Origin of the sequence: Dyadobacter arcticus (assembly GCF_011762185.1) — a bacterium.
Classification (GTDB): domain Bacteria; phylum Bacteroidota; class Bacteroidia; order Cytophagales; family Spirosomataceae; genus Dyadobacter; species Dyadobacter arcticus.
The window spans coordinates 270,409-284,108 of record NZ_JAASQJ010000003.1; the positions used below are offsets into that span (position 1 = coordinate 270,409).

Consider the following 13,700-nt stretch of genomic DNA (forward strand, 5'->3'; position numbering starts at 1 on the left):
ATATGAAACCATACAAATTGTTATTTGGGGCGCTCATGCTGCCTTTTGTTCTCCTTACTACTTCTTCCAACAATGTTCAAAACAGGAAGGAAGACCCTGACCCGAGCGTTGAGAAGGAACTTGCCTCATTCAAAGTCGCGGAGGGCTTCGAAGTTACCCTTTTTGCCTCTGATCCAATGGTTGCCAAACCGATCCAGATGAATTGGGATGCCGAAGGGCGGTTATGGGTGGTCAGCAGTACCGTTTACCCCCATTTGAAAACAGGTGAATTGGCCAACGATAAAATCTTTGTGCTGGAAGATACTGACGGTGATGGTAAGGCTGATAAGTCCGTCGTTTTCGCGGAGGGGTTGATTCAGCCAACTGGTATCTTACCAGGAGACGGTGGTGTTTACGTTGCCAATTCAACTGAAATCCTGCATTTTTCGGATACGGACGGTGATGGAAAAGCCGATAAGAAACGCCGTGTGCTCAATGGTTTCGGCACCGGGGATACCCACCATTTGATCCATACTTTTCGCTGGGGACCGGAGGGAAGAATGTATTTCAACCAGTCTATTTACATTTATAGCCACGTCGAAACGCCATTTGGAATCAAACGGCTGGAAGGCGGCGGAACCTGGGCGCTCAATACCCGCAACCTGGATATGGAGGTTTATGCGCGCGGTCTTGTGAATCCATGGGGTCTGCAGTTCGATCGATGGGGCCAGTCATTCCTGACCGATGGGGCAGGAGGGGAAGGGATTAATTACGGTTTTCCGGGAGCAACATTTGTAACCGCGCCTGGTGCTGCACGCATTATGCGCGGGCTGAATCCAGGTCAGCCAAAACACAGCGGATTGGATGTGGTTTCGGGCAAACATTTACCGGAAGCATGGCAGGGAAGGATGATTACCAATGATTTTCGCGCCAACCGGATCAATAGTTTCAAGCTGGAAGAACAAGGCGCTGGATATGCTTCAAAGCAAGCCGATGACCTGATGTGGACAGATAATGTTGCATTTCGGCCGGTAGATATCAATGTTGGCCCGGATGGCGCTATTTACGTCGCCGACTGGTATAACCCTATCATTCAACACGGTGAAGTGGATTTTTACGATCCCCGGCGCGATCAGCAGCATGGGCGTATCTGGCGGATTGTAGCTAAAAACCGTCCGCTTGTTAAAAAACCACAATTGGCAAAAGCCAGCACAGCCGAGTTACTGGAATCTTTGAAACTACCCGAGGAGTGGACACGCCTGCAGGCAAAGCAGGTTTTGAAATCGAAAGGGGCCAAAGAAGTGATTCCTGCATTGCAGAAATGGGTGGCAGCATTGGATAAAGGTGATGCCAATTACGAACACAATTTGCTGGAAGCATTGTGGGTTTACCAGACCATGGAAACCTTCAATGAATCGGTTCTTTTAAATCTTTTGGGCGCAAAAAGCCATAATGCCCGTGCAGCAGCATTGCGTGCGTTGGAACTATGGTATCCAAAACTCAAAAATGTACCTGAGCTTTTGGCAAAAGCAGTGAAAGACGAACATCCGCAAGTTCGCCTGGAAGCGGTCGTCGCATTGAGAAAAACCAAAACTGCGGAAGCAGCGAAAATGGCATTGGGTGCCCTGGATGCCCAAATGGATGAATTTCTGGATTTTGCATTGTGGCAGACGGTCCGCGAACTGGAACCAATCTGGCTGGTCAAACTGAAATCGGAACCTGGATTTTTGGGAGATGCCAAGAAAACGGCTTATGCATTGAAATCGGCCACCAGTGCAGATGCTGCGAGCTTATTGGTTCAGTTATATCAAAAAGGCGAGGTTCCTGAAGATTACCAGAAAGACGTAATGACTTCCGTTGCGGCCACAGGCAAGCCTGCTGATCTCAGCATGTTGCTGGATTTGACATTACAAAACAAAGACAAAAACATAGCTGCCCAGCTGTCTGCACTGGAAGACGCTGCAAGGCAAAGAAACGTTAGGCCGGACAAAAACCCGGAACGCATTGCCACTTTTATAGACAGCAATGATGAGGCAGTAAGCCTCGCCGCGATCCGTCTTACGGGTTTGTGGAAATTGGATCAGCTTAACGGACGACTCACCGAACTGATTCAAACAGGAACTCCCGAAACCAAAAAAGCTGCATTGGGTGCATTGGCGGCGGTTGACAAAGCCAAAGCGCAAAAACTGATGACGGATTTGACCGGTCTTAAAAACACGCCGGAAGTACGGGTGATCGCAGCTGCACAGCTTGCGGCTGTGGATCCAAAGGCCGCAGCCAGCATTGCATCTGAACTCATTCGTACGCTACCCGCGGGAACTGATCTGACTGAGCTTTTTGTCGCATTCATTTCTACGAACCCAGGCGCAGCAGCATTGGGCGAAGCTATTGCCGCCAAAAAAGTACCAGAAGCTGCTGCAAAAACTGGCAGGCAGCTTGTTCGTTCCCGCGGCGGCTGGACCAGACAAAACATTGACGAAATGAAGATCCTCGTTAGCGCCCTGGAAGCATCCGGTGGAACGTTACCAACCCAGAAGATGCCTCAGGACTTAAATGACCAGCAGATTGAAGGCCTGGCGAAATTGGTGAGTGAAAAAGGCGACCCCGCAAAAGGTGAGCTGATATTCCGCAAAGCCGAATCGAGCTGCACAAACTGCCATGCATTAGGTGGGGCAGGAGGCTTGATCGGTCCCGATCTAAGTAGTCTTGGGACAAGCTCTCCTGCCAGTACCATTATAAAATCCCTTCTGTATCCGAGCGAATCGATCAAAGAAGGTTATGACTTAAAACGTGTTGTGAAAAAGGATGGCTCCGAAATGTTGGGATATCTGGCTTCTGACGGAGCGTCTGAAGTTGTGATCCGGGATGTGACCGGTAAGGAGGTTTCTATTGCGAAAAGCCAAGTTCAGGTTATGGAAAAGGTGCCTGGCTCGCTGATGCCTCCTGGACTTACGGCTAGTCTTGATCAAACTGAATTTATTAATTTGGTGGGATTCCTGACCAAACTTGGAGAATCAGGGGATTTCAGGGTGCCGAATACGAGATATGTGCGTCGTTGGGAATCTATTACTGCTGATAAACAAACTGCGGCAAAGATGCTTGGCGAAGGGGTAATCAACATTAGTAAAGGAGCTAAAATTTCGGCTCAGCCTATTTACAGTAAAGTGTCTGGCGAATTACCTATCGGTGAGCTTCCAGAAATGGAATCTTCTGCAAATAAGCCGTTTAGTATTGTACGCTTTGAGATTGAAGTCCTGACTAAAGGAAATGTTACGTTCGCATTGAATACGCCAACCGGGGTGACTGTATTTGCAGGAAATAAGTCGCTTACCGCAACAGATGGAAATTTTAATACAGCATTACCGCAAGGAATTCAGCCCATTACGCTTAAAATTGATAGAGGAATTGTAAAGGATGGCAGTTTGAAAGTAGAGTTGAAGGATGTGGCCGGTGGGGCGCAGACCAGGTTGAGAATGGGGAGATAGGAACTCCAACAAAGCTCAAAAAAAATTTGGTTGACAAGCATATAAATTAATTGAAGATTGTCAACCAAATCTGTTTTTTCACCTAAATCATGCCTCAGCAAATGCCTCGGCAAATTCTTTTACAAAATCCTCAAACTTGTATTTCCCTAATTTCTCAGGCCGATTTTTCCAGTAATCTTCCAGCAACGTGCCGTTTTTCATAACTTGGCCCATCTGAATATAGAGCTCTGCAAAACCCGCAGGTAGCCCTGCTCCCAGCATTCCTTCCCGTGCCTGTTCGTCCGTGAATGTGATCCAGGGTGTGTTTTCTTTTCCAAGCGCCTTTCCCAGCGCAGTTGCGATCTCTTGCGGATACTTCTCATCGCTCGAAATGTAACTTACCGTTTTGCCAGTGAAAGTTGGATTCAGCAAATGTTCGGTGGCTACAATGGCAATGTCCGAGGTATGCACCAGCACCAGCTTTTGATCGGTGTCCCCATAGTTATTTCCTGCGATTCCGGCGTTTTGGATCATTCCGGCCAGACTGTATAGATTTGAGTAAAAGAGTGAAGGACGCAAAAATTTGGCATGTACATTTGGCATGGTAAGAATCTGATCTTCCAGGTAACCCAGTCCGTCAATCGGCCCGGCACCTTTGCGCAAATGTGCGCCGATGCTGCTTAGCAAAACAATGTGGGTAATGCTGCTTTCTTTAATCGCTTCAATGTAATTATCGGCAACTTGACGTTGAAACGCAGGATAGTCGGTTACAGTAAAATCATTTGGCATCATTAAATAAGCGATCTCAGCTTCTTTAAATGCATTTTTTAGGAAAGCCAGATCCGATAAGCTGCCGATGGCTGCCTTGGCACCGAGTGATTCAATTTCTTCCTTTTTGTTAGCATTACTACTAATTACAGTTACGTCTTGTCCAGCATGTACCAGATTTTCCGTTACCGGTCTGCTAATGTTTCCTAATGATCCTGTGATGATATATTTCATGATATTTTTGTTAAATGATGATGCAAAGCTATATTTGTACTTACTTTTAGACAAGTACTTACCCGAAAGTATGTATCATGACGAAGATCAAAGAAAGCTCGACTTACAATGCAAATCGTGAGATTGTGATGCAGGAATGTCCGGTTACCTATGTGATGAGTAAAATAGGCGGACATTGGAAACCAATCATTTTGTACCACTTACTCTCTGGCAGCAAACGCTACTCCGAAATAAAAAAGGCAATGCCGCATATCACGGAGAAAATGCTGATTCAGCATTTGAAGCAATTGGAAAACGATAGTTTGCTGACCCGCGAAGCCAGACCTATTGTGCCCCCTTATGTCACTTATTCATTGACAGAATCGGGCAGGGAATTGGAACTGGTTATTAATGCAATGGCATCCTGGGCTTTCAAGGATATGAAGAGGAATGCTGCTTGATAGAGCCCATTATTCTGCCAGGATCCTGTATAATTCCAGATTTAGATAATAGTGGTTACCCTGCATACTGCGCCGTTCCAGTATGCCCATTTCTACCAGCCTGTTCAGGTATTTTTTGACAGTATTTTCAGCATACATGCGCTGATCAGTGAAGTATTTGACCCTGGTAAAAGGCTGTGTAAAAATCACATTGACTATCGAGTCGGGTCGCACAATGTCCGTGTCGGAGACAATAGCATGTAGTATAGCTTCTTTCGCGCTCAGGATATCGTTAATTTTATTGTAGGTCAGATCTGCAGTAACTTCCACTGCTTTTAGCATAAACAATAGCCAGGTTTTCCAGTCACCGCGTTGACTAACACCCATTAAGCCGCTGTAATAATCTTCCTTATTGTCCATAATAAAGCGGCTCAAAAAAAGGATCGGGTAGTCGAGTAAACCTTTGTGGGTGAGATAATGAATATTCATGATCCTACCGGTTCGTCCATTCCCATCCCGGAAGGGGTGTATTGCTTCAAATTGAAAATGCGCAATAGCCATTTTAATGACCGGATCTACGTTAAAGGTTTGATCATCATTTAAGTAATTAGCAAGATTTTCGAGCTTAGCTTCCAAAATGCCTGTGCCCCGAGGAGGCGTGTATATAGCCTTACCTGAATTTGGCCCTGTACCGCCCTGACGAATATAGGTCTGAATAAATGGCGGTCGGATACTGTCGTTGGTCTGGTTAACCTGCTGATAAATGCGGTTAAAATAATGGTGGTCAAAGTGTTTTCTCTTTTTTAGATATTCATAGCCAAACCAGAGTGCTTCCCGATACATGAGGATTTCTTTCGGAGGCCCCACCGATCGATCTGCCTGATATTCGCTGAATGCTTTATAAAGCTCATCGTCCGTTGTAAAAATGTTCTCGATTGCGCTGGATGCTTTCGCCTCTTGCAGGCTGATCGTATTGATAAGCATTCCCTGATTAGGAATTGCGATACTTCTTCCCTGTAATCGTCCTAAGGAAGCTTTTGCGTTGGCGAGTTGTTCAAAAACATCCACCGTCCTGAACAAATCTTCTGAGATTGGAAGGTCAGGCAAGTTATTCCAGGGAACATTGCGGTCAGGGTTGAAGGCGTAAGGCATTTGATGTCATATTTTTAGCTAACATTAAAATGTGTTTAATTGTAATGTTAGCTAGTGTTTTGGCATCAAAGGTATCGGATTTAGAGAAACTAACCTTAAAACTTATAGATATTTAATGTTTATAAAGTCATCAATTCGTGTAGTTAAGGAAAGCAAAGCAGTATAATTTCACTATATCTGTATTTCTAATCAAAGTGTCAAGATTAACCCAATCAAAATATGGTGCGTAAAAACTTACTTTCTCTTTTTATCATTCTTGGATGCGCAGCCATTTCCAATGCGCAACAATTCAAAGCCTTACTTTTCACCAAAACCGCCGGATTTCACCACGTTTCCATTCACGAAGGGGTAACGGGCATCAGGAATCTCGCTTCAAGGCATAATTTCTCCGTCGACTGGCAGGAAAATGCAGATGTTTTTAGCGAAAAAGGCCTGGCAAATTATCAGGTCGTTATTTTCCTTAATACGACGGGCGATATCCTCAATGCGGAGCAGCAGGCGGCTTTTGAGAAATACATTAAAAGTGGAAAAGGCTGGGTTGGTATTCACTCGGCAGCCGACACGGAATATGACTGGGCCTGGTATGGTAAATTGGCCGGAATGTATTTCAAGACGCACCCAGCGCAGCAAACTGCCTTTCTGGATGTAAAGGACAGCAACTTTCCAGGTATGGAACGTTTCCCAAAACGTCTGCTTTGGACCGACGAATGGTATGAGTACAAAAAACCTTACAATGCCGACGACCTCAAAATCCTGATCACGTTGGACGAGAAAACCTACGACCCCAAAACCAACCAGGGAACGGGCATGGGAGCTGAACATCCCATCGCCTGGTATCATACCTACGATGGCGGCCGGGCATTTTACACTGGCCTGGGACACATTGGGTTGGTTTATTCGGATCAATCCTATCTGGATCATTTGTATGGCGGGATTTATTGGGCAGCAACTGGGAAGGGGTTGAAGTAGCTTAGTATTGTTCGGCGTGGTTATTAACTTTTGATACTGTTGCAAGACGCCATTTCAAATAATTTTCAACATATACAAAATACATCCTTATGAAAAGAACACTCCTGATCTTCGTATACCTTTTTTTAGTATTTACAGCTACGGTTGTCTGTGCCCAGTCAGTTTCCAATCCTTCTAATACTCCCAAAATGAAATTTTTGATCCACGTTACACAGTCCACGGAAAATCCCACCGTGGCTGCGCTGGCATTTCTGGTAGCCAAAACCGCCCTTGAAGAAGGGCATTCCGTATCCATCTTTCTCGCCGGCGACGCGGTGAAACTTTTGCAGGAATCCACGCTTAACACGCTTACTGGATTGGGTACCGGGAAACTCCGTGAGCATTATGACGCCATAGTCAAACAGAACGGACGGTTTTATCTGTCTGGCAACTCCTCTAAGGCAAGAGGTGTGACGGAAGAAGACCTGAAAGGCAAGCCTGCCGAATTTGCATTACCGACGGTGCTGGTGAAGCTTGCAACCGAGAGCGACCGCGTATTTACCTATTGATCATATAAAACTTAAAAATTATGAAAACGCTACATTGCCGCGATGCGGGATTTGATTGTGAAGGGGTTATCAAAGCCGCCACAGACGAAGAAGTACTGAACCTAGCCGCGGCGCATGCGCAGGAAGTTCACGGCGTGCAGGTCACGCCTGAACTGGCGGGTCAATTGCAGACCCTGATTAAAGATGAAAACTGATTAGGGAACTGGCATAGGAGCTGAACACCCAATAGCTTGGTATCATAGCTTCGACGGAGGACGTGCATACCAAGCGCTGTAAAACGCCGAAGTCATTGTTCCTAAAATTTTTTCTTATCAACGAACGGCAACCAACTCGTGATGAAAACATCTCTTCTATTTCTCTTCGCATCGACATTGCTTTTCTCCTGCCAACCCAAAGAGCAGAAATCCGACAAGCAGACGCAGCAATCATCTTTCGATGAAAAGGCCGAAACTGCCGCCATCATGAAAGTGATCGACAACGAAACCAAATGCTTTTTCGACGGCAATTATGAGTGCTGGGCCAGCAACTGGGTTCACGAAAAGTATGCGATGCAGGAGTGGAATAATGATGCAGGCTCATACGATGCTGCGATTGGTTGGGATAAGATTAATCAGCAAGGCAAATCATATATCGAAAAGTACTATAAGAATGGGAAGAACGTCGTCCATCCCCAGTTCAAAAGAGAAACTCCGCAAGTCAAATTTTTCGGAGAAAATGCCGCTTATTTGATCTGGAAGCAGTATAATACGGATCAGGAAAACAAGTTTTTCTTAATCAGCCAGGATACGCGGATCATGGAAAAGCAGGCCGACGGATGGAAAATCGTAAATGTCACAAGCCTTTGGGACTCCAAAACAAGGATACCCATTGATAGCATTAAATAACCTAACCTAGCAAATATGGAACTCCTCGGCAAAATCCTCGTCGGCCTTGTGGCTGTCGAACACCTTTACATCATGTATCTCGAAATGTTCGCCTGGGAGACGAAGGGCAAAGAAGTATTCAAAGGTTCGCTCGCGCCGGAATTATTCAAGCCGACTAAGGTACTGGCCGCCAATCAGGGACTTTACAACGGATTTCTTGCTGCCGGTCTGATCTGGACGTTTTTCATAGAGGAGCATCATTGGAGATTTCACGTAGCAATTTTCTTTCTGACCTGCATTATCGTGGCCGGGATTTACGGAGCTGCGACGGCTAGCAGGAAGATATTTTACGTGCAGGCGCTGCCGGCGATTGTGGCGCTGGTGTTATTGCATTTCAGGTGAGGTTTACAACTTTGTTGTATTTTCGTTTACTTTGGAAAAAGCAAACACTATGAAGATTGATACCACATACTATGAAAGGTGCGTTCACACGCTCGCAAAAGCGTATGGTTTGTTACTAAAATCGGATCCGGAAAATATCGATTACGATATGTACAGATCGGCCAGTATTAAGGAATTTGAGATCATTCTGGAACAAAGCGGAAAATTGCTTCGAAAAGCATTGAAACCGTACTTCCATTCCCCGCAAGCTGTTGATCAACTATATTTCAAAGACATATTCCGGCACGCTGTTTTGCGAAGCCTTATTACCGACGAAAGTTGTGAGCGATGGCTTCGTTACCGCGATAACAGAAATAATACAGCGCACGACTACGGCGTGAATTTTGCTGAGGAAACTTTAAGATTGCTGCCGCAGTTTATGGAGGATGCTACTGCACTTGCCGAAGTTATCCGTCAACAAAACGTTCAATAACCATGCTTCTCAGAACCAAAGACAAACAAACACTTTCAGAAATCTTCTCTTCTGCGAATGCTCCTATTGAAGTCTGGGCTTATGGCAGCCGGGTGAATGGTACGGCGCACGATGGCAGCGATCTGGATCTTGTTGTCCGCACAACGTATTTAATGCCGCTGTCGCTGGATATTTTGACTGACCTAACTGACAAGATCCGGCAAAGCAATATTCCAATTCTTGTCGAACTGCGTGATTGGACGCGGCTTCCCTTGGGCTTTCACCAAAATATCGAGCGGCAGTACGAAGTGCTGTATACAAATGCTTCGGTATTGGTCGGTGAAGTGTGAGTCTGTAAAATAGTTGATACATTTTCGCCTTCGTGGCATTTGCCTTCTTTTGCCCCAAACCCCAAAAGAGCCTAACTTTTCCCAGAAGTAATACGAAAAGTCCCTTCAGGGATTTAGGGCAGGTTCACGATGCTATCAAGCAAAAAAACTAGCTCTTCCCAGTACTTCGGGATGCCAGCTGCCATCTCTTCTTCTTAATACCCGTGAAACCGTCAGGATTTCGTGCAGGCGTTCCTGCTGGGCGGTGACGGGGTCTTGGGCGTGGAAGTATTGGCCGATGAGTTCGAATTCGAAGGTGTCGGTTTTGGAGTCGTAGATGCCGATGGGGATGCGGTTGCCGTCGGTCATGAGGGTGCCCAGCACGTATTGCGCCTCTTCCTGGGAGGAACATCCCACGTGTTGGTACTGGCCTTTAAGCGTATATAGTACTGAGTAACGGTTCTCTGTAAACTCCTGAGACTGGCTTTTCGACTTATCCTGTTTTGTGTGTTTTTGTATTTGTATCATGGTAATTTCTGTTTTCGATGCCCCGTGTTTCTGTGAGGGGCTTTTCGGTGGTATTAAAATAGTTATGAAATGAGGGAAATATTTACAGTTTTTTAAATGTGTTTAATTGCCTTCAATTTACTTAACGTATCTTGGTTGTCAATAGTTTACTGAAAATGGGGGGATGGGGGAGAATCTTCTGATAGGGAAGGCGTTTCATGGGATAGTACAATTTACTTGTATGGATTAATATATCTTCAGACCCCTATTAAATCGGGTTCATCACTTAACTCTCACTATTTCGGTTGTAGATCTTTAATTGGAATAAGTATTTGCCAATATATCATATCAACTGCTTGCTTTATAGCCTGGTGAAGTGAAGCGAGAGAGCTTAAAATTTGATTAAGATTGCCATTATTTAAGGCAATGTGTGAATGCGGTAGCGGTTGCTCTGCGGTTGAGAAATGGAGATGAGGGCTCTGCTTGAAGCGAGCATGCTGTGCATCGTCGGGTTCATTCGCATCACAATGCAAGCAAACGTATTCAATAGCCCTCGTTTCGCTTACATCGGTTTTGTAAATATGAAAATACATACGATCCAGATAATAAATGTCAGCCTCGTATGGAATCCAGCGTTCGTAATAAAGTGCTGAATAATTTTCAGTCTTAGTTTTAAATCTCCAATTCAAAAAATCAGACCCATTTTCGCTATTATCTGAAACTCCAAAGATTAGTGTATTGTTCGAAGAAGTTAAGTTCACAACAATTTTACCTTGACGTTTTGCCAAGGTTTTAAATAAAGCATTTATGTTGCGAACTCTATCCTTTTTGAGTTCGTCTAATGAAACCTGTATTCGAGGCTGACCATTCATTTACCTTTATTGAATGCCTAAGACAGATTGATCTTCTTGATTAAGTCCATATAATTCGGCAACTATTGAATTGATTTTTCTTTCCAATTCTCTACCTTGAAATGTTGAAGTTTGAGAACGCTCTTTAACTAGGTTGAGCAACTTATTCATTAATGATGAAGGCACTAGGGACGGATCTGGTATTGGCGTACTTTTTAGTGTGCTTACCTCTAGTCGATTATAACCATGATTGTATTTATGAGAATGGTTTGAAATGTACCAATAGCACGGAGCGGAGTTTAGAATGCCAACTAAGTAAAGTAGCAAATCTTCTCCCGAAACATTTTTAGATTTCGGAATCAAAAAAGGTGAATGGGAAACTGCAAATTTTCCTTCTAAATCAATCGCAAATTTTGGCGTTATTGTTAAATGTGGCGTGACAATTTTGCTCCTCATCATTTTTTCAGGTGATCGAGGCCAAAGAGGTTTCCACCAAGTACCCCCTCTTAGAGATTTGTTAGAAGATAATTTCTCTTTGTGTTTGTTCAAATAACCCCACGTCTGCGGAAACAATTCTGACATCTCAGATTCTTCAATTTTTTTATTTCCCAAAAAAGGATAAAATAAATATATGCTAGTCTCCTTATCAAAATTGAAGGAGCTGATTTCTTTATCTCGTAAATATGGAACAAATATCGCTTCCTCTCCTGATGGTATTTCTGCCTTCGCAAATAAAAATACTTCATCATTACCTGTAACAAATCCCTGGGTAATCTCCACGAACTCCTTTAGTTCAGGGAATTTTTTTAGCTTCTGCTGGATCTTTATCTCACTTGAAGGTAATATGAACCATTGCTTTGAATGGAAATGTTCTCTATCAACGTTGTATACACTGTAAAAATCGGTTTCCTCTTCCCTTTCATTTATAGCTGACACTAGCGCTTTTCCGACGAAATCTCTACATTTAACCACTGTGGTGTATTGAGATAGAAAATGCTGTTTCGAGTCTTTTTGAATTATCAACAGTATTACGTAAATCCCAGTGTTTTCAAATACTTCAATAGCAGAAAGGTCAACTAAGCATTTAATTGAACAGGTCTCGCTTATAAATTGCCTTAGTTTAACGCCACTTGATGACGCTAGGAAGCTATGAGGTAAGACGAACAATCCATACCCACCTGGTTTTAAAAGGTCAATACTAATCTTTAAAAAGGCAATATAGGTGTCGGTTCTACCGACTCCAAGGTCATCCATTAATTTACTTATCCTTTCTTTCATCGCATCGCTTTGCGAGGATATGGGGATAAAGGGCGGATTGGATAAAACCACATCGAACGTGCCATTTAGTTCCGGATTTTCACTAAAATATTCTATACTTTCTCTTGTCTGAATATTCAAAGTCATCGGAAATGTATTGACCAAAACGAGTTGCAATAACGCAAGGGATAGTTCTGTCGCTTTGGTAGCATTCGGATCAACGTCAACACCTAATAGGTCTCCGAAAGCGTTTACAATTTCTTCATCTGTTATACCTTCCTGTCGTGGATCGCACTTAATTTCTAGAAGTGATCGAAGGAAAATTCCAGATCCAACCGCGGGCTCGGCAATTTTTATACGCTTAAATTCGGTTGGAGTAAGATGTTGTTTTAGATATTGAGCAAAAAATCTCGCTATGTATTGAGGGGTATATATCGATCCAAATGCTTTGTTTATTTCCTCTTTTGCTAAGTTTTTAAATGAAGGAAATAAGAATAGTTGATAATCGGCTTCAACTTTCAAAAGTGAAACATATCTTTCATAAATCCTGCTCAAAGCGTGCATTGAGATGATGGAAAAATCGTAATGATACAGACTTGCGTGCTTATTCTCATAAAAATCTCCAATAAGATATGAAATTGATTGCTTGCTTAACGATTTGAGTTTACGCAATTGATCAAAGTCCACTAGGTAGTCAGGGAAGTCATAAGATCCTAGTGTGTTTAAAGCTAGCTCAATGATTTCAGATATTCCGACATCTGTATTCGTTTTCAATTCGTTCCAGGCCCAGGACAGAATCCGGCTAACCGAATCCTCTTTATTATACCTTCGTAAATTATCCTCTACGGCTCGAACAAACATTATCGAATTGAACAAGCTTGACAATGGTTCATTTATATCTTCCTTTTCTAGCTCAGAAGAAATGGAGCGTTTCCAGTATGAAACTGTATTAATTAGCGCATCGTCAAGAGCGGGTATATTAGGGTTCGGTTTTCTACCAATTATTTTGTCGAATGCTTCACTTCTAAGTTGATCATAGTCATCTCGTTTGAAATAAAATTCGTCGATAACGTTTTTAGATGAGTTTAAGCGATTGTAAACATAAGTGATCTTGTCCTTTTCAACATGAATATGCCAGTCAACTAGGTTATTATATGAGATATTTAAGAGGAAATTTCTATTCTCATTTGTTAGTAGCGAATATGGAGTTTTTAGAAATGTAAGAATTGCGGTATTTTCTAATCCGTGCTCCACTACCAAATGTATATTAGCAAAATCTACCTCTTTGCCGGGAAACAGATGATAACTGGGCGTCCAACCTAATAAGTTGGCAAATCGACTCAATAAAGTCGGTTTATCTACCATCGTTGGAGAATCAGTTGTTAGTCCATTTATAATGTCATAAAGGCTATACATTGGTCACTTGCGGGTTTTCAGATGTCATTTAAGAATAGCAAGATAGTTTATAATCCGCTATGATCAATTGGAAATCTGAGCCATTCCGATC

14 protein-coding genes are annotated in these 13,700 nt (G+C 43.4%); 9 read left to right on the top strand and 5 right to left on the bottom strand.

Features of this window, described 5'->3' with window-relative positions:
* Positions 1-2 precede the first annotated feature (2 nt).
* Complete coding sequence (locus tag FHS68_RS14575) at positions 3-3,464, top strand: PVC-type heme-binding CxxCH protein (protein ID WP_167271365.1); 3,462 nt, start codon at positions 3-5, stop codon at positions 3,462-3,464.
* 87 nt (positions 3,465-3,551) lie between these two features.
* On the opposite strand, the gene FHS68_RS14580 is transcribed toward FHS68_RS14575, so the two are convergent.
* A complete protein-coding gene (locus FHS68_RS14580; protein WP_167271367.1) occupies positions 3,552-4,445 on the bottom strand; it encodes an NAD(P)H-binding protein in 894 nt (297 codons plus the stop codon).
* 77 nt (positions 4,446-4,522) lie between these two features.
* Here FHS68_RS14580 and FHS68_RS14585 point away from each other — a divergent pair, with 77 nt between their 5' ends.
* Positions 4,523-4,885, top strand: a complete 363-nt coding sequence (locus FHS68_RS14585) for a winged helix-turn-helix transcriptional regulator (RefSeq protein ID WP_167271368.1) — start codon at positions 4,523-4,525, stop codon at positions 4,883-4,885.
* Positions 4,886-4,894: 9 nt separating this feature from the next.
* Here the strand turns inward: FHS68_RS14585 and FHS68_RS14590 are convergent, their stop codons facing one another.
* Complete coding sequence (locus FHS68_RS14590) at positions 4,895-6,016, bottom strand: Fic family protein (protein ID WP_167271370.1); 1,122 nt, start codon at positions 6,014-6,016, stop codon at positions 4,895-4,897.
* A 219-nt stretch (positions 6,017-6,235) separates the two neighbouring features.
* Between FHS68_RS14590 and FHS68_RS14595 the strand changes: the two genes are divergently transcribed.
* The 7 genes from FHS68_RS14595 (at position 6,236) to FHS68_RS14625 (ending at position 9,599) form a co-directional block, all read left to right on the top strand.
* A complete protein-coding gene (locus FHS68_RS14595; protein WP_167271372.1) occupies positions 6,236-6,985 on the top strand; it encodes a ThuA domain-containing protein in 750 nt (249 codons plus the stop codon).
* Between the two features lie 89 nt (positions 6,986-7,074).
* The gene (locus tag FHS68_RS14600) at positions 7,075-7,533 is read left to right on the top strand and encodes a DsrE family protein (protein WP_229211910.1); all 459 of its coding nucleotides are present in this window, start codon (positions 7,075-7,077) and stop codon (positions 7,531-7,533) included.
* 20 nt (positions 7,534-7,553) lie between these two features.
* On the top strand, positions 7,554-7,727 hold the full coding sequence (locus FHS68_RS14605; protein WP_167271374.1) for a DUF1059 domain-containing protein: 174 nt from the start codon (positions 7,554-7,556) through the stop codon (positions 7,725-7,727).
* A 141-nt stretch (positions 7,728-7,868) separates the two neighbouring features.
* Positions 7,869-8,417, top strand: a complete 549-nt coding sequence (locus tag FHS68_RS14610; RefSeq protein WP_167271376.1) for a hypothetical protein — start codon at positions 7,869-7,871, stop codon at positions 8,415-8,417.
* 15 nt (positions 8,418-8,432) lie between these two features.
* On the top strand, positions 8,433-8,798 hold the full coding sequence (locus FHS68_RS14615; protein WP_167271377.1) for a DUF1304 domain-containing protein: 366 nt from the start codon (positions 8,433-8,435) through the stop codon (positions 8,796-8,798).
* Between the two features lie 49 nt (positions 8,799-8,847).
* The gene (locus FHS68_RS14620; protein WP_167271378.1) at positions 8,848-9,270 is read left to right on the top strand and encodes a nucleotidyltransferase substrate binding protein; all 423 of its coding nucleotides are present in this window, start codon (positions 8,848-8,850) and stop codon (positions 9,268-9,270) included.
* A 2-nt stretch (positions 9,271-9,272) separates the two neighbouring features.
* On the top strand, positions 9,273-9,599 hold the full coding sequence (locus FHS68_RS14625; RefSeq protein WP_167271379.1) for a nucleotidyltransferase domain-containing protein: 327 nt from the start codon (positions 9,273-9,275) through the stop codon (positions 9,597-9,599).
* 135 nt (positions 9,600-9,734) lie between these two features.
* Here the strand turns inward: FHS68_RS14625 and FHS68_RS14630 are convergent, their stop codons facing one another.
* From FHS68_RS14630 to FHS68_RS14640, 3 genes are all read right to left on the bottom strand, one after another.
* Positions 9,735-10,106 (bottom strand): hypothetical protein, encoded by a 372-nt coding sequence (locus FHS68_RS14630; protein ID WP_167271380.1) that lies wholly within the window; start codon positions 10,104-10,106, stop codon positions 9,735-9,737.
* A 275-nt stretch (positions 10,107-10,381) separates the two neighbouring features.
* Entirely contained in the window at positions 10,382-10,957 is a 576-nt protein-coding gene (locus tag FHS68_RS14635; RefSeq protein WP_167271381.1) for a hypothetical protein, read from the bottom strand.
* 6 nt (positions 10,958-10,963) lie between these two features.
* A complete protein-coding gene (locus FHS68_RS14640) occupies positions 10,964-13,609 on the bottom strand; it encodes an Eco57I restriction-modification methylase domain-containing protein (RefSeq protein WP_167271382.1) in 2,646 nt (881 codons plus the stop codon).
* Between the last annotated feature and the right edge of the window lie 91 nt (positions 13,610-13,700).